The 16,395-nt window shown below is 68.0% G+C and carries 15 protein-coding genes; 6 read left to right on the top strand and 9 right to left on the bottom strand.

Annotated elements, in window-relative coordinates:
• Positions 1–33 precede the first annotated feature (33 nt).
• The 4 genes from ACWEVP_RS35050 to ACWEVP_RS35035 form a co-directional block, all read right to left on the bottom strand.
• Positions 34–2,031 (bottom strand): hypothetical protein, encoded by a 1,998-nt coding sequence (locus ACWEVP_RS35050; RefSeq protein ID WP_452066868.1) that lies wholly within the window; start codon positions 2,029–2,031, stop codon positions 34–36.
• The gene (locus tag ACWEVP_RS35045; RefSeq protein WP_452066867.1) at positions 2,028–2,741 is read right to left on the bottom strand and encodes a hypothetical protein; all 714 of its coding nucleotides are present in this window, start codon (positions 2,739–2,741) and stop codon (positions 2,028–2,030) included. The genes ACWEVP_RS35050 and ACWEVP_RS35045 overlap by 4 nt, the downstream gene beginning before the upstream one ends.
• Before the next feature lie 64 nt (positions 2,742–2,805).
• Positions 2,806–3,465 (bottom strand): hypothetical protein, encoded by a 660-nt coding sequence (locus ACWEVP_RS35040; protein WP_452066866.1) that lies wholly within the window; start codon positions 3,463–3,465, stop codon positions 2,806–2,808.
• A gap of 35 nt (positions 3,466–3,500) precedes the next feature.
• Entirely contained in the window at positions 3,501–6,020 is a 2,520-nt protein-coding gene (locus ACWEVP_RS35035) for a DEAD/DEAH box helicase (RefSeq protein ID WP_452066865.1), read from the bottom strand.
• Positions 6,021–6,360: 340 nt separating this feature from the next.
• On the opposite strand from ACWEVP_RS35035, the gene ACWEVP_RS35030 reads away from it, so the two are divergent.
• The 4 genes from ACWEVP_RS35030 to ACWEVP_RS35015 all read left to right on the top strand — a co-directional run bounded on the left by ACWEVP_RS35030 (position 6,361) and on the right by ACWEVP_RS35015 (position 10,026).
• Complete coding sequence (locus ACWEVP_RS35030; RefSeq protein WP_452066864.1) at positions 6,361–7,197, top strand: SAM-dependent methyltransferase; 837 nt, start codon at positions 6,361–6,363, stop codon at positions 7,195–7,197.
• Positions 7,194–9,317 (top strand): hypothetical protein, encoded by a 2,124-nt coding sequence (locus tag ACWEVP_RS35025; RefSeq protein WP_452066863.1) that lies wholly within the window; start codon positions 7,194–7,196, stop codon positions 9,315–9,317. Before ACWEVP_RS35030 ends, ACWEVP_RS35025 begins: the two co-directional genes overlap by 4 nt.
• 21 nt (positions 9,318–9,338) lie before the next feature.
• Positions 9,339–9,560 carry a helix-turn-helix domain-containing protein gene (locus ACWEVP_RS35020; RefSeq protein WP_452066862.1) on the top strand — a complete coding sequence of 74 codons (222 nt, stop codon included), beginning with the start codon at positions 9,339–9,341 and terminating at the stop codon, positions 9,558–9,560.
• A gap of 67 nt (positions 9,561–9,627) precedes the next feature.
• On the top strand, positions 9,628–10,026 hold the full coding sequence (locus tag ACWEVP_RS35015) for an RNA polymerase-binding protein RbpA (protein ID WP_452066861.1): 399 nt from the start codon (positions 9,628–9,630) through the stop codon (positions 10,024–10,026).
• 119 nt (positions 10,027–10,145) lie between these two features.
• On the opposite strand, the gene ACWEVP_RS35010 is transcribed toward ACWEVP_RS35015, so the two are convergent.
• The 4 genes from ACWEVP_RS35010 to ACWEVP_RS34995 all read right to left on the bottom strand — a co-directional run bounded on the left by ACWEVP_RS35010 (position 10,146) and on the right by ACWEVP_RS34995 (position 13,116).
• Positions 10,146–11,411 (bottom strand): hypothetical protein, encoded by a 1,266-nt coding sequence (locus ACWEVP_RS35010; RefSeq protein ID WP_452066860.1) that lies wholly within the window; start codon positions 11,409–11,411, stop codon positions 10,146–10,148.
• Positions 11,408–11,686 carry a hypothetical protein gene (locus ACWEVP_RS35005; RefSeq protein ID WP_452066859.1) on the bottom strand — a complete coding sequence of 93 codons (279 nt, stop codon included), beginning with the start codon at positions 11,684–11,686 and terminating at the stop codon, positions 11,408–11,410. Before ACWEVP_RS35005 ends, ACWEVP_RS35010 begins: the two co-directional genes overlap by 4 nt.
• 28 nt (positions 11,687–11,714) lie before the next feature.
• Positions 11,715–12,590, bottom strand: a complete 876-nt coding sequence (locus ACWEVP_RS35000) for an inositol monophosphatase family protein (protein ID WP_452066858.1) — start codon at positions 12,588–12,590, stop codon at positions 11,715–11,717.
• Between the two features lie 73 nt (positions 12,591–12,663).
• Positions 12,664–13,116, bottom strand: coding sequence for an NUDIX domain-containing protein (locus ACWEVP_RS34995; RefSeq protein WP_452066857.1), 453 nt, complete (start codon positions 13,114–13,116; stop codon positions 12,664–12,666).
• Between the two features lie 524 nt (positions 13,117–13,640).
• Here ACWEVP_RS34995 and ACWEVP_RS34990 point away from each other — a divergent pair.
• Positions 13,641–14,909, top strand: a complete 1,269-nt coding sequence (locus ACWEVP_RS34990; RefSeq protein WP_452066856.1) for a helix-turn-helix domain-containing protein — start codon at positions 13,641–13,643, stop codon at positions 14,907–14,909.
• 15 nt (positions 14,910–14,924) lie between these two features.
• Here the strand turns inward: ACWEVP_RS34990 and ACWEVP_RS34985 are convergent, their stop codons facing one another.
• Complete coding sequence (locus ACWEVP_RS34985; protein ID WP_452066855.1) at positions 14,925–15,569, bottom strand: HAD family hydrolase; 645 nt, start codon at positions 15,567–15,569, stop codon at positions 14,925–14,927.
• Positions 15,570–15,871: 302 nt separating this feature from the next.
• Here ACWEVP_RS34985 and ACWEVP_RS34980 point away from each other — a divergent pair, with 302 nt between their 5' ends.
• A complete protein-coding gene (locus ACWEVP_RS34980) occupies positions 15,872–16,387 on the top strand; it encodes an NUDIX domain-containing protein (protein ID WP_452066854.1) in 516 nt (171 codons plus the stop codon).
• Positions 16,388–16,395: the final 8 nt, after the last annotated feature.

Below are 16,395 nucleotides of genomic sequence, written 5' to 3'. Positions count from 1 at the left end.
CGCCTACAGGACGCTGCAGCGGAGATACCGAGATCACCACAGCGGCGCACCTTCCTCGGCGGTGACAAGGCAGTCGGCGGGCAGAACTGCCTTGCTCAGCTCGCGGTCGGCGGTTGTGATCAGCACCTGGATGTGGTTGTTCGCGGCCAACTCCGCGAGCTCCTTGAAGACGACGGCCGCGTCGAAGTCCTGTACCTCCTCGGCCTTGGGGCTGTCGATCAGGACGAGACCGGGGTGGGTCGAGATCCCGAGCTTGGCACCAACCCGCAGCAAGGCGATCACAACGGCGATGCGCAGCCGGACCTGTTCACCGGGACTCTGCTTGCCGAAGAACGACTGCGCGCCCCCGCCTTTGATCACCTTCAGCTGCGCGGCCCGGTTGACCTCCACCCTTTCCAGTGCGCTCATCCCGAATCGACGTGCAAGATCAGCGATCTCGGCGTTCAGTTCGGTGAACAGGGCGGCGGCAGCGGCCTTGCTGTCCTGATCGAGCACCTTGTCCGCGGCGGCCAACACCTTGAGGACAGTGGACTCCTGGTCTTCCTCGTGCTCGGCCAGTTCGGGCACCATCTCCAACGCGCCCTTCCACCGCGCCACCTCAAGCTCTGCAGTCATGCGCTGGCGCACTGTGTCCGTGGAGCCAGCGGCCCGCAATCGCTGTTGTGCCTCATCCAACTGTGCGGTGAGTTGGGAGAGGGTTGATTCAGCGGATTCCAGCGCCTGCCGTGCCGCATCTTCGGCAGCCCTGCTGGCATCGACACGCGCCTGTGCCTCGGCCTCGACCTCCTCGTCGCTGGCGGTCTCGCCGACGACCTCGGCGGTGCAGACCGCGCAACGGTGCACATCGCGCTCTTCCTGGCGGCGTTGCGTGGTGATCGGCGTTTCGCAGCGCGGGCACGCGCTGGGGTCCAGACCGTGGAACAGCAGCCGAGCGATCTGGCTTTCCTTGACGTCGTTCAGCGCCTTCTCGTCCGCCTGCCGTTGTCGCCGCGCGGCCCGGTAGGCCCGGTTGAGCTCGTCCCACTCCTCGTCGGCATCGGCAACTTGGCGGGCGAGCCGACCGGCTGTGTCTGCCAGGTCGGTCAGCGACGGTCCGGGCGCTTGCTGGACGAGTCGGTCGAGTTCGGTCTGTGCAGCCGTGAGCGCCTCCTGGGCTCGGGCACGTTCAGCCGCCCGCTGCTCGGCCGCTCCCCGTGCGCGCTCACGTTCCTGGGTGACCTCGGACTGCAACACCTCGCGCGTCGCCTTCACCCGTGTGAGCACCGCGGCAGCAGGCAGGTCGAGGAACACCTGCAACAGCCGTCCGGGCAGACCGGCCATCGGCTGATCCCCGAGCAGGGGCTTGTCGGGCCCAGCCGGAAGATTAATCGCGGAGTAGTAGGCAGGCCAGCCATGAGTCTGGGTGCCGACCTGCTTGTCCTTGCTCACCGAATTCACCAACGGCTGCAAGTCGAGCCGATCGAGCATCAACGTGGCCACCTGCGCGGCATGGTCGTCCTCGTCTGCGGCATCAACCAGGATCGAGACACCCTGGCGGTCCTCGGCACCATCCTCCGCCGTGAGGCTCTCCCAGCGTGCGGCAGCGAGCACCACGCCTCTGGTCAGAACACCCTTGTCGAGTGAGAGGCGAAACCCAATCGCCTGCCCCGCGATGGTGGCGTCGAGCTCAACTCCGGAGAGCCAGCGGCGGACATCAGCCTGCAAGCGGTCGCGAGGTGACCCCCGCAAGCACCACGTGATGACCTCCAAGACGCTGGTCTTGCCCCGGAAGTTGGATGCGACCAACGCGGTGAAGTCGGTGTCGAAGGTGAACGTGCGGTCAAACGGACCGTCATGCTTCGTTCCGGCACGCACACCGTGCACGCGCAGGCGGTGGACTCGGACCGACCGAGGGCGTGCCGGCGGGTAGGCCAGCGGGATGCCGTGGGTCGTGAAGACCTCAACAACAGCATCCTCGGTGGTTTTTGCCGCGGCAGCGATCCGCGCGACGAGCGAGCCAGAGTGTTCGGCGCGGGATGCCTCCACGGTCATGCGTCTACCCCGTCCGTCACCGTGGCCTCCGTCCGCAGTTGGGCGAGACGGCTCCGTGCCCGAGCGCTGATGCTGCCAATCCGTGTCCCACGGGCTGCCGTCGCGTACTCGTCCTGCAGGTACTGACGCTCCTTCAACTGGTTCCCCCCTCGTCCGTCGGCCAGATCGAGCACCAGCTGCACACGATCGACGTAATAGCGAAAGGCTGGCGCCTGGGCAACGACCGTTCGGGCGACCTCGCGGCCCCGAGCCAGCAGGTAGTAGTCGTGTCGCGAAGTACGGCCGACCCGGCCGTGGCGCCGCCGCACGACCAGCCCCGCGCTGCGCAGGACCGCCAGCGCGTCATCGAGCGGCTCGTAGGCGCCGAAGTGGTGACGAAGCATCGGGTATCGGCGTACCTCGGGCTCCTCGGAGTCCAGGATCTGTGCCGCCAAGTCCAGCAGTCTGGGTTCGCCGCTGCGCTCGTAGTCGTTGAGCAACTCGTCGGCGAGGAAATCGGGACTCCGTAGCCAGAAGTCCAGTTTCTGCAGCCGAAGCTGCCCCTCCACTACTCCGACAGCGTCGGCCAGGGCGGCGTCGTCCCGGATCGGCGCAGACAAGGGCTCGGCAGCGCCGTCGATCAACAACAAGATCCGCACCGCATCCTGCTCGCGGCTGGTCACAGCCGCACTGACCTCGTCGTTTACGTCGTCACCGCTGCCGCCGTCCACGATCAGTCAGCCTAGGCGACACTGAGTAACAGCCAAAGATCAAATCACCTTCGGGCCGACTTCGTTATCCACGCGAGAGCGACGCTCCTGCCCACTCCCATCTCGGGGCTATCGCGTCCAGAGGTTCTTCCTCGGCGTACCTTGCCGTGCCCCCACGGTGTCCTCGTCCACATGTTCGACTGAGGTAGCTGATGAAAGTGCTAGAGACGATCGACCGTGGCGTCCAGAAGCCGAACGCTTGTCCCATGTGCACCATCGCTCGACGGGTCAGGTCCCGCCTGGCCCCAGGGATCAGCCGTGGCGGAGCGGTGATCGTCACCGCCATCTCGGTGAGCTGATCATCAACACGATCACCGGAGGCAGTGAAGTCGACCAGCTCGTATAGCCGCGGAAGCGGTCCCGCGGCGCTCTGCTGTTCGGTGCTGAGCCGCAACTCGACAGTGGGAGGCGCGGCCCAGAGCCCGCCGTACGGATCCGGGTCGACCAGCGTCGACAGGACCTCCGTCGCAGTCGTCCACGCAACGCTGAAGAACTCGACCAGCTCCTCCATTGACAGCCGGAGGTCGAGGTCGGCCGGCCCGGCTGCTCTGCGCAGCGCATCTGCCCAAGCAGCGACGTCATCCACTCGGAGTTCGGCACAGGTCACGACGGCCGAGGAGATCGAGTTCGGCAGGGCGATCATCACCTCGCCGAACAGCGCAGGTCGGTCGCCGTCTGGGGCCATCCGGAGGGCACCCAGTAGCTGAGCCCTCGGTGTCGTCAGGATTCGACCAGGTTGACCTCGGTGAACGCATTGAGGAACTTCCCGGCGGTCAGCCGTGCCTGGGTGAGCTGTACCGACACTCCCTGCTCGTCGGACCAACGGCCCTGCCCATCGGCCAGTGCCACCGCGAACGACCGCACCGCGGTCTTGAGCTCGTCGAGTTTGGCGGCCGTGATCACCCGCATTCCAGCCACCGGCGTTCCCTGGCGGTCCACGATCCGGCTGGGGTGCACCAGGATCGGGATGCTGGTGATGCCGGGGTGGTTGTCCTGGTCCCAGCGGACGGAGCCGCCGAGCTGGTCGACGTCCTTCTTCGCGATCGTGTCTGTGGTGCAGCCCGTCTTCATCTCGATGACCGCGTGGCGGTCTCCGGCCAATGCCCAGAGGTTGTCCGGGCCTTTGCCGTACAGCTTCTCCGGCCGGATGGACGTGAATCCCAGGTGCGACCCGAGCCGTTCCCAGGCGGCCTCCGCCTGCGGTGTGCGGTCCTCGTCCCACTCGATGTCGGCGAGGGTGGCGTTGATGCCGAGCACCAGTTGCACGCCGTCGGTGCCGTACTCCGCAGTGAGGAATGAGGCCGCGGCCTGAGCCTGCGCGACAACCGCCTGGACTCGCATGGTCGTCACCCCGACGAGCGGCTTGAGCAGCGCTCCGTTCTCTTGGATGGCGACGCCTTGCTGTTGCTGCGCGAGCTGGGGGTTGACGTGGTGCAAGTAGCTGGCCTTCTGCTCGCGCAGCAGGCCCCGCAGCAGCCTGTCCTCGATGCCGTTGATGGCGCGTTGGATCTCGTCGGCCGCGGGGCTGTATTGGCCAGCGGATGCGAGGTCGAACGCAGCGCGGATCGCGATGGCTTCCGGACGGATCGTCCCGGTGTCGACGTAGCGGATCTCGGCCAGCGCGCGGCGGCTTCGTTCGACCCACTGGGGATCGCGGTCCAGGCACGCGGTCAGCGCTGATCGGACGGCGTCGAGGCCCTGGCCTTTGAGCTGGCCCGCGACCTGGTTGCTGAGGTCGAGCTGGGCGCGGGTTGCCGGGGAGAACAGCTTCTTCCAGTCCGGGTCGCGAGTCGCCATTGCCAGTTTCGAGCCGACCAGCAGCACAGCGCAGTGGTCGTCGCTGTCGCGGACCCCGCGGCCCATGCCCTGCTCGATGCGCTGCACCTCGCGGATGCGGCGCGTGGGGCTGTTGGCCAGTGCGGCGGCTTCGCGCTGCTCGACGCCGTCCATTGGTTCGGGGATGCCGTCGATGATCAGGAGTTCGCAGGCGGTTTTCGGTAGGTCGACTCCGTCGTATTTGTTGATCAGCACGACGACACCGACGTGCCCTGCGCGCAGCTCGGCGACGCCGGCTTCGAGGGTCTTGACGTTCAAGGTGCGGTCGGCGAAGCGCTCCCAGGATTTCGCGACCTTCGTGCTGGGCACCAGGACGACCACGTTGACCGGGCGAGAGTCCACGAAACCGTCGCCGTTGCGGTCGCCAACGGAGAACTGCTTGGCCAGCATCCGGATCGCCTCGGGATCGAGGGACGGGTTCAGCGCGATGGGGGCCAAGATCATCCGGTCGCCGAGGTCGGCGGCGCTGCCGGGGGTCACAGCGCGGGACAGCAGTGCTGGGTTGGCGTCGAGGTCGGTGACCAGAATGCTGTCGTCGGCCAGGGTCGCAGTCAGGTACACGCGGCGTTGGGCGTTGGTGAACGAGGGGATCTTGCTGATCGGCGGGACCGGCGGCCGGATCTCGACACCGCGGCTGGTGACGGTCGCGGCGCACAGATGCAGCACGTCGGCGATCAGCGGCCACTCGAACTTGAACGCGTCCTCCAGCCTGTACGGATAAAGGATCGTCATCACCTGGCTGATCTTGGTGGCCCAAGCCCAGGACGGGATTCGTTGCGCGGCGGTGTAATCGCCGTACTGGATGTCTTCCCACGCCTTGATCGACTGCTGCTTCAGGTCGTCGGCGAACAGGTCCAGCAGGGCGTTGTGGGCGTCGTGACCGGGCGGAACCTTGAGCCGGAACTGAGCTTCTGTCGTGGCCAGTGCCGCGTGGGCGTCGTCAACGATGACGGCGCCCAGATCGAGCGGTTCACGGCCGTCACCGGTCACCCCGAAGCGGGACTTGCCGTTGACCAGGGTCTGGAATGTCGTCACGAGAATGGCTTGCCGACCGTGGAAGTCGGGGTCATCAGGGTCGCTGACCACGGGCAGGCCGAGTAGGTTCGCCTCTTGGCGGACCCGAGCGGCGAGGTAGGTGTCAGGGGCGAGGTACGCGGCCCGACCGACGCCCTCATTCAACGTGCTCTGCGCGATCAGCAGACCAGCGACAGTTTTGCCGCCGCCGGTGTTCTGCTTGATCACGATGTCGCGATCGTCCTTGCGGAGGTACCACTTCTCCAGCACCTCGCCTTGTTCCTGCCGGAGGTAGGGCCATGGCCGGTGCGGCAGAGCGGCGTAGATGTCGCGGGGGCGCAGCAACGGTTCGTTCCCGTTCGCGCCGATCTTGGACCAGTCCAATGCCATGCGCCGACATCCCTTCTCGATGCCGAACAGCGTCCCACGCCGCCCCTAGGCACGGCGGCACAGGCAGCGTGGTCAGTCACTGCGATGGGATGCCACTCGGCCGGGTGAACCGTGCCGCCGCTGATGTCGTGCTCACGCGTGGTGCCGCCTCAAGGACGCCTCACCAGCGCCTCCTTGCCGCTCTGGTTCAGATCTTGATACAGCGGGTCTAATCGCCCACACGAATCGACCCGGCGGTTCGACTGGTGCTCGTGCGCCGCAGGTCACGGCAGGTGGGTCGACCAGACGCACGGTGAGTCGGCTCGTGATGGCGAGACGGGGTGGGGAGAACGTCACGGTGATGGCGACGCATGAGCGAGCGTCAGGTCTTGAGCAACAGGTAGACCCCGACGCGCCGTCGCTGTCCCGGATCTACGACTACCTGCTCGGCGGTGGGCACAACTTCGCGGCCGACCGCGCCGTGGCCGACAAGATCACCACGCTGGTGCCTGGGTATGACGTATTCGTCCGCGAGGGCCGCACCTTCGTCCGCCGCGCAGTCCTTCACATGCTCACGGCCGGAATCGAGCAGTTCCTCGACCTGGGTGCGGGCATGTTCAGCGCCCACCCCGTGCACCATCTCGCCCAGGCTGAACGTCCTGACGTCCACGTCGTCTACGTCGATCGCGACCCCATAGCCATCGCCGGTCTCGGTCTGATCGTCCATGCGGACGATCCGAGCACCGGGGTGATCGAGGCAGACCTGCGGCACGTTGACGAGGTGCTCGACCATGCCGTGACCACTCGGCTGCTCGATCTGACTCGCCCGGTGGGTGTGGTGGCCGGGTCGGTGTTGCATTGCCTGCCCGACGCCGAGGATCCGGCCGCCGCATTGGCCAGGTACCACGAGCGGCTGGCACCCGGCTCGCTGTTGGCCGCCTCACACGCCGACGGCATCGTCCTCGGGCTGGAGTCGGCCGCTGCAGTCGAGGACTGTCTCGCCAGGGCCGGGATCACGCTCGTCCACCGAAGCCGGCGGCAGTTCGCCGACCTGCTGGGACCGTGGCAACCACACCCGGACGGCGTGGCGCCGATCGGCTTGTGGCGACCGGACGGGCTCACCCTGCCCGTACGCGAGTGCCTGTGGGGCAACGCCGTGCTCGCCGACCGCCGTTCCGAGCCCGCGGAGCGAGCATGAACGAGGCCGAGCACATCAACACCGTGTCCGGATCGGTCCACGGCCAGGTGCTGCAAGCCCGCACGGTAACCGCCGAAACCATCGTCCTGCACGCTCCCGAGCACCGAGTGCCGGTGCCCCGGCAGCTTCCGCCGCCCGCGCACACCTGGGTCGACCGCGCAGATGAATTGGAGCGGCTGGACCGTCTGCTCACCACGGCGGGCCCGACCCGCGTGGTGGTGACCGGCCTGGGTGGGGTCGGCAAGACCGGCTTGGCGGTGCGCTGGCTCGACGGACACCACGACCGCCACCCCGACGGCGTGCTGCACGTCGACCTCAACGGCTGGAGCGGCCACCCGCCACCGGCCACCGCGCAGGTCCTCGCCGGATGGCTCCGCGCGCTCGGCGTCGCCGTCGACGACCTGCCGGGCGAGGTGGCCGAGCTGGTCGCGCTGTACCGGACGGTCACCTCGGACAAGGCGGTGGCCATGCTGGTCGACAACGCCCGCTCCGCCGAGCAGGTGCAGCCCCTGGTACCTGCCACGGCGCGCGGCACGATCCTGGTCACCAGCCGCAATCGGCTCGCCGAGCTGGCCATCGCGGGCTTCCGCCACCTCGACCTCGACTGCTTCCCCGCCGCCACCGGCGCCGCGCTCCTGACCGGCCTCCTCGACGAGGACCGACAGCCCGTCGGCGAGGACCTGCTGCACGCGCTGGCTACCCGCTGTCACGGGCATCCGCTGGCCCTAACCATCGCCGGGGCCCATCTCGCCGCCTACCCCCGGCGCGACCCGGCGCGCCTGATCACCCGCCTGACCCACCTCGCCGAGGCGTCCACTGGCGCTTTGGACCCGCACGAGCTGTCCGTTGAAGGAGTGCTGCAGATGAGCTACGAGGACCTCGACGCCACCACCGCCCGGCTCTACCGCGGCCTGGCCGAGCATCCCGGCGTCGAGTTCACCGCCGAGCCGCTCGCGGCCGGGCTCGACGTGCCGGTCGCCGAGGTCGGCCGCGGGCTCGGGCGGCTGGTGGAGGCGAACCTCGTCACCGAGACTGGAGACGAGCGCTACCGGCTGCACGACGTCCTGCGAGAGCACGTGCAAACCCTGGCAGGCCAGGATGACCAGGCCAAGCGGCTCGCGGTGCGCCGCCGGATGATCGAGTGGTACCTGCGGCGCGCGGCGGCGGCCGACAAGATCATCAATCCTTTCCCTCGCCGGTTCAGCCCCGTCTACACCGGTCTGGACACCGGCGTGTTCGCCGACGCGAAGGCCGCCCTGGACTGGGCCGAGACCGAACGCGCCAACCTTCTCGCCGCTCAACAGGTCGCCGCCGACCAGGGCTGGACGGAGCTGGTGTACCAGTTCGGCGAGGTCCTGTGGAACCCGCTGCGCCCCAACTACACCGCCGGTGAGTTGGTGAGCTCGCAGTTCCTCGGGGCCAATGCCGCGGCCGACGCCGGGCACATCCTGGAGGTCGTCTGCCACACCCGCCAGGGCTTCGGCGAGACCAACCTCGGCCACCACGAGGCCGCCGTCGCCATCTGCACGATTGCCGTAGAGCGCGCCGCCGAAGTCGGCGACCCGTGGCTGCACTCCGGCGCGCTGTCCACCCGCGCCCGCGCCCACCTCAAGGCCGACGACCCGCACGCCGCCCTCCCTGACCTCGAACATGCCCTGGAAATCGCCGAGGGGATGAGCGACGCCCGCAGCATCGCGCTGCGGCACCGCCGCCTCGGCGAAACTGCCCTGCACCCCAAGGTCGCCGACGCCCCGCTCGCACTCCACCACCTGCGGCTGGCGGCGAGCATGTTCACCGGCATCGGCGATGACATCGGCCACGCCCGCACCGTCCTGCACCTGGCACGGGCCCTGACCCTGAACGGGCAAGCCGCCGAGGCAGTGTCGGAGCTCGCCGCGATCGAGCAGGCCGTGCGCGACTACGGCTCGGTCGGCTACTTGGCCGACCTATGCACCGTGCTCGGCGAGGTCCACGCCGCGCTCGGCGACACCGCCGAGGCCCACCGCCGCTACGGCCAGGCCATCGACTACTACACCGCCGCCGGCCCCGGCGCCGACAAGAGCAAGGCCACCGTCATCGCCCGGCGCGACGCCCTCGACTCCGACCAACCGACCGCCTGAACGCGAAGAGGAGCGAACGGCATGGCAGCACACACCACGGCCAAGGGACGCCGGATCACCGGCGAGGTCCGCATCAAGATGGCCGCTGACCTGAAGAAGAAGTACGAAAAGGGCGCCAGCATCCGTGCACTGGCCGAGGCCACCGACCGCTCGTACGGCTTCGTGCACCGAATCCTGTCGGAGTCTGGTGTGGTGCTGCGTGGACGCGGCGGCGCTACCCGGACCAAGCCCAAAGCCTCATAGCCCAGCGACAGCGGGCACGAGAACGGCTCGCGACACCAGCCCATCCGATACGCGAGCGGAGATCATGATGCCCAGACGGGTCTTGCGGGGCTACCGCCTGGGAACGCCCACTGGCGAACCGGATCGCGATGCGCGGCCGGCGCCGCGGATTCAAGTCCGCTTCGCGTGCCGAAGAGGACACGAGTTCACCGTGCCATTCTCGACAGACGCCGAGATACCCGCCGTCTGGAGATGCCCACGACACGGCGTCGAACATTGCCTCCGGATTAATGAAGACTCCGACTGGCAACCGCCCAAGGGAAAGCCCCCACGCACGCACTACGTCATGCTCTTGGAACGACGCAGCATCGCCGATCTTGAAGTCCTCGTCGACCAGGCGCTGGCGGGCATCCCCCTGCAGCGCCGATCACCTTACGGTCGCGTGCCCATCGGCGACCGAACCTACGGTTTCCGGTTCGAGCCATGACCGCCGGCCCGAGAAGGCGTAACAGGCTGACTCTGATGTTTTCGAGCCGACTACCTCGGAGCATGCGAGGTATCGAGCCCGAGGGCGCCTCGCCTCATCATCGACGTGCAGGTCGCGGTCTACGGCTTGGGCTGGCCGGTGCCGGAGTTACGAGCCGGTGAGCCGCGTAGTTCCGTGACGCGCTCGCGGAATGGCGCGCCGACCGGCCCGCGCAAATGCCGACCCACGGGCACCTCTTTGTGTTCACAGTTTCCTTGGCTATGCCCCCAGGTGTTCATACACATGTTTGCTCGATACGGGCCGCGCCAGTACCGGTGGCGATAGTGAGGCGAGCGACGGCTGTTGTCCGACGTGTCGTGGTCGGCGTTGTCCTCTCCGTCGTCGGGAGGCAGGTCTTCGGTCCTGAACCGCGGGTGTACCCGGACGATGTTCACGGCGCTCGTCGCGGTGATGCCGGCTCGGACGTCGCCTCGGGTCACTGATCGCGGAGCTGCGATCACATCGGTGTGGGTCAGCGGCTTCTTGACTTTGTGGTCGAGCAATTGCCATAGGCCGTAGACGGTCTGGACCCATCCGGCGCAGTGGTTCGCGTCGGGTTCGGGGAGCAGTTCACCGAACTGGAGGGTCGCGGTGAAGGTAGCGAGTACCGGCATCGGGCTCATCCGGGCCGAGACAGTGCGGACATGGTCGGCGAAGTAGCCCGCGCTGTAGCAGGTCTTTGTCGCTGCCCACTGGGCGACGAACGTGTCCGGGGGCAGGCCGTCCCATTGGGGCGGCCGATTTGGGGTGTAGAACGACAGTTGGACCCGGTCCTCGTGCGGCGGTGGCAGGCGTGACCAGCTGATGGCGACGATTGGGGCCTCGACGTAACCGGAGACGTCGTGGAGCCAGGGGGCTGGTGTCCATCCTGAGCCTGGCAGGTCTTGCGCACGCGCGGCGTCGTAGAGGGCGCCGCCGATGCAGCTCTCGAACAGCATGAAGCCGGTCATGCTGGGCATTCGGTCCGGGCGGGCGGGTTCGGTGGACGGGGTGGACGAGTAGGTCACGGCCATCTCGATCGCCTCGTGGTCGACCCACGTCAGGCTCGCGTTCTTGAGGCGGCCGGCTTCATCGCGGGCGTATCGGCGTACTTCCCGGTCCTCGCTCTCCGCCGCGGCGGCTCTCGCGACCTGGCCTGTTCGTCCTTGCTGGGCGCCCTCGGCCGCGATGGTGGTGTAGTGGTCGTGAAGCCGCCGGCGGAGGAAGGGAAGCTGCTCGGAAGACGGCGCGACCCACGGCGCGGGTTGGAAGATCGAAGCGTCCGGGATCGGGTCGGGAATCGTGAGGCCATCGGTTGCCGGGTGCATGAAACGGACTCCAGCCAAGGTCGCGGCGGCGCTGGTCACAGGCGGCGCAGTGCTTGCAGCACGCGGTCGAGAAGCGCCAGGTGCTCGTCGTCTGGCCGCGGTCCCTCCAGCGCGGCCCGCCGCGCAGCGGCCCGTTCCTCGTCGAGGTCCAGCGGAAGCGCGGACGGCCCCGTGGCGGGTAGTTGTCCAAGGCTGGGGAGGTACTCGGTGAGTGGTCCGTTGTCGGCATGGCGGCGCGCGGCCTTACCGTGGACAGCATCGAACGACAGTCCGGGAGTTTCCGGCGAGCAGCGAGGACTCGGCAGGATCACCATCGCGTCCGCCTTCGTGTCGGGCTCCTCACTACGGTTCACCGCTCTGCGGCAAGCCGGTCGGACTCATGACGGGTTCGGCTCGGTCGGCATCGGGCCAAAACCGGGTGCCACGCAGGACCCGCAGGAAGGGCAGCAACTCGTCGCGAAGTCTCGGCGTGGTGGCGATCGCGCACCGGGAACGGGTGGTGTGAGGACTGGCGTCGGCATCCAAGACAAGGGCTCCCGCCTCGCGGGCGATGACTGCCCCGGCCGCGGTATCCCAGGTCCGGTTGCCGAGCAGGACGCAGGCGTCAAGGGTGCCGTCGGCGACCCAGACGAGGTCAAGTGCGGAAGAGCCGTAGCGACGAAGCCCTTGTGCTCGTGCGGTGAGTTCCCGGTCCACAGTGGAGCAGAGCAGGTCTCGCAGGGCAGTGTCCTGGCCGCTGCCATAGTCGCTGAACCCGATCAGGGCTCGATCGAGCGACTCGGTGGCCGAGACGGCGATGGGTTCTCCGTCGCGGTAGGCGCCTTGCCTGTCGGTCGCCCAGTAGCGGTGCCCGAGAAAGGGAAGCGCGGTGACGCCGAGGATGGGCCGGTGGTTGTGCACGAGCCCGAGGGCGATCGCACACAAGGGACTGCCGTGGTGGTGGTTGATCGTGCCGTCGATGGGATCGAGAACCCAGTAGGTCTCCTGGCTACCAACCGCGCCGGTTTCCTCTCCGAGGAACCCGATCTCGGTGTGCCCGTCGGCAATCAACCATTGGCGGACAACGTGTTCGACGTCCTCGTCCACTTCGGATACAGGGTCGCGGTCGCCCTTGTACCGGATCGAGCGAGGACGGTGGCTGAGGACATGCTCGACCGCAAGATCGATCGCGGCCTGTGCCGCGGACAGGGCAGTGGTGAGGTCGGGTGCCGACAGCATGGTTCCTTCGGTTCTTCGGGCATACCCGGCTCGTATAGCAGCGCCGAATGGACCGGGCCGTGGACGGTGAAGGTCAGGAGTGGTGCGGCCACCACGGGTGTTCGACGGTCAGCGCGTCGCTTCGCAGTCGTTCCGCGATGACTGCGGGGCGCAGCTCGATTTGGTGGAGGTCCGCTTCGGTGAGCCACCGCAGTTCGTGTTCGCTGGACCGGGCGGCTTCGGGGTCGGCGAGAGTCACGTCGAACAGCAGGGCCAGTTCGTAGAGGGCAGGCCCGTTTGGTGAGGTGTGGTCACGCAGTTCGACGGTGGCGCAGAAGTCGAGGTAGGCGAGGTCGACGTCGGTCTGTTCCCGCAGGGAGCGCCGCAGGGCGTCCTCAACGGATTCACCGGGTTGTACTCGACCACCGGGTAGCCGGAAGGCTTTGGCGTCCCGGTCTCGGACGAGCAGGAGGCGCTCCTCGTGCCCAACGAGGCCGTATGCCCCGACAAGAGGACCGAGAGCTGGAGTGGTGGTGGAGGTCATCATGGTGCTCTCACGATCGACGGACAGGACGATAACCGAGGTGACGCCTCGAAGAGGCCAACGTGGTGGTCCTCATCGCACTACCGGGGCCACCAGGCTCGACTGGTTGTCGACCGGCGCGGGTGAGCGTGCTGGTTGCACCCCGCGCATATCCACTGAAGCAAGCTCACTTTCCGTAGCGAGGGGGGTGGTTGAGACCGGTATGGCCTGCGATGGGCGGTCGGGGGTCGCCCACCGCAGGCCGAATCCCAGTCAACGTCGCCGCCCTTGGCGATCACCAGAGCGGCCGTGCGGCGAGAACGAGGCGTCAACGGGACGACCCAGGCGCTGACCAGCGCGCTGTTGGTCTGCTGGAGCGAGGGGCTTCACCCAGATGAGGCATGCAACTGCGATTGGCGTCAGTCGGGTCGTCAGCCGTGGTCGAGAACGGAGCGGCCATGCGGCAGCGATGAGGCGACACCCTCCCTACGCTGCGAAAACCGGCGAGTACTGTGCGCTATGGAGGGTCTGGAAGGAGGGACAACGCGATGGCAGCACGGCCTCTCACCCCGCTCGCCGTTGCCCGCGAGGCCGCTGGATATACCCAGGAAGCTCTCGCCGTCACCCTGAAGGTCGAACGGACCACCATCGGGCGTTGGGAACGTGGGGTCCAGTCACCTCAGCCTTGGCAGCGGCGCGGCCTCGCCACCGCCCTGCAGGTCTCGCTCGACGTACTCGACGACCTGCTGCGACGTACCCTTCGGCGACCTGCTGCCAACGTCACGACGGTCCTGATCTCACCTTCGTCGAGCCTGGTGACGGCCTCCGTCGAGCGGACCGTTCACGAGGACGGACCGGCGCCCGAGGCCGACGTCATCCATGCCGCCATCCCGCGCCTGCGCCGCGCGCTTGATCGGCTGGACCTGCCCGACGACGGACCAACCAGGTCTCCGGACGACCTGCACGGCGAGATCATCCGCGCCAGCGACGACCGGCTGCAGTCGCGCTACGGCAACCTCGCCCGCCGCTTGCCCGACCTCATCGCCGAACTCGCCCGCGCCGGTCAGCTCGGCGACGCGGCAGGCCAGCGCCACGCCGCCGCCCTGCTGACCTTGGCGTTGCGGGCTGCTGACGGCGTGGCGTTCAAGTTCGGCTACCTGGATCTGTCCGCCAGACTGATCGACTTGATGCGCTCGGCCGCCCAGATCGCCGAGGACCCGCTGCTACTGGCCGCTGTGGCGTACGTGCGCACCGAAACCTTCTTTGCCACCGGCGACCTGGACACCGCCGCTCGCGCTCTCGAACTTGCTGTTGACCACGTGCCCGATCTCGATACGACTTCCTCCTCAGCCGCGTTCGGTGCCTTGCACATGCGTGCCGCAGTCGTGGCCGGCCGGGCGGGCAAAGCCGACGTCGCAGCTGATCACCTGCGCGAGGCCCGCCGCGCTGCGGGCAGGGTGCCCGAGGGAATCTACGTCGGCACCGCGTTCGGCCCGGCCTCCCTACGCATCCATGAACTCGCAGTCGCCGTCGAACTTCGAGATCCACTGGGTATCGAACGCGCGGCGTCCTGGCACCCGCCCGACGAACTTCCCGCCGAGCGTCGCTCCCACTACTTCATCGATCTGGCCCGCGCCCAGCTCACCCTCGGTCGCCACGAAGACGCTTACCTGTGCCTTCAGGCTGCGCGCCGTGCCGCGCCCGAGCACACCCGCACCCACCCGCAGGTCCGCCAGTCCCTCTCGTCCCTGCTGCGCACCCACAGCACGCCCAGCGCCGGCTTGCTCGACCTCGCCGCTTGGGCCCGCGCTCGCTGAGCCGCCACCAGCCGCTCAGCGCGGGGACAACAGATTCGGCAGGTCGTAAAGGGAGTCGATTACCCAATCCGCGTCGCGACGGACCAGTGGGTCGTCAGCCCACAGGTAGCCCCACGGGCCCCGCCGGATCAACGCCGTGCGGAAGCCCGCTGCCTTCGCGGCAACCACGTCGTTGTCCCGGTGGTCACCCACGTACACCGTCTCGCCCGGCCCGTCGGGGACCATCTCTGCCACGCGGGCGAAGAACTCGGGCGACGGCTTGGCGGCACCCCATTCCCCCGAGGTCGCGATCCGGTCCACCGGCAGCTCCAGCGCACGCAACAGCTCGGCCGCGCGAGTGGTCTGGTTTCCAGCTACCCCGACCCACAAGCCGTGTTCTCGCAGCGCAGCCAGGCCGGGCCGCACATCGCTGTAGAGGTCGCTGTCCTCGATGCGCTCACCCAGGCCGGCCTCCTCGCGCAGCCGCCGTTCCCGTGCGAGGTCGAAGCCCGGCTTGAAGTACTGGAACGTCTCGGCATTGTCCCGGCCAGCGGCGGTGACCGCACCCAGCACCGTCGAGAAGGTATGGCGGGAAACGCCGATCCAGTCGGCCCACGCACCCCACTCCCGCGAGTCGTCCAGCAACGTCTCGCCCACGTCGAACACCACCGCGGTCACCATGCTCTTACTCCTACGTCACGTGCTGACACCGCGCGACAGCGAGGGCCCTTCGGCCGCCCAATCCACTGACATCCGTGTCCGCAGCGACCGCCCGGCGTCCGGTTCCCGGTTGACCACGTCGATGCGGATCCAATGGGCTTGACCTGCAGAAACATGGCGACTCGCCGCTGACGATTCCACCGTTGGAGGCACACAACCGTCGGGCGTTCGTGGTGGCGGTGAATTCACGGGCTGTGACACGGAGCGCGTTGCTCTCTCCGCAATGTCCGGCGTGGCCGCGACGTCGGCTTACGCTGGGTCAGGTGATTGACCAGTTGACCGTGGAAGCGGCGGTTGCCGATGCTCGCCTTGCTGCGATGGAGTTCGATGACGCCCAGGCGTGGCTGCGCGCCCATCAGACGCTGATGGAGCCGCTCGCGGCGGAGGTCTGGGTCACCGACCCGACGTGCAGGCACGTCCTGCTCGTACGGCACCGCGTGCGTGGATGGGTACCGCCTGGCGGCAAGGTCGAGCCGGGCGAGACGCCGCGGGCAGCTGCAGCCCGTGAACTCCTAGAGGAGGCCGGTGTAGCGGGCGAGTTGCTGCCTGCGCCGGCCGCGGTGGCTGTCCGCTCTTTCCGTGCCGACTGGGCGCCGACGCTGAGCCTGTCCTACGGGGCCGTCGTCGGCCGTGATGTGCCGCTCGGCGGAGAGACTGGGCAGCCGTCGAAGTGGGTCGACCTGGACGAGATGTGGGAGAGCGTGTTTCCCGAGGACCGCGAACGTATCCGCGCGTACGTGCGGCGATTGGCAGCGGGGAACGTGGTGGGGGCGCACTGAGGCCCGTG

This window comes from Amycolatopsis sp. NPDC003865 (assembly GCF_053605345.1).
Note: the sequence above shows the minus strand (reverse complement) of the source record. Positions and strands in the feature narration are given on the sequence as shown.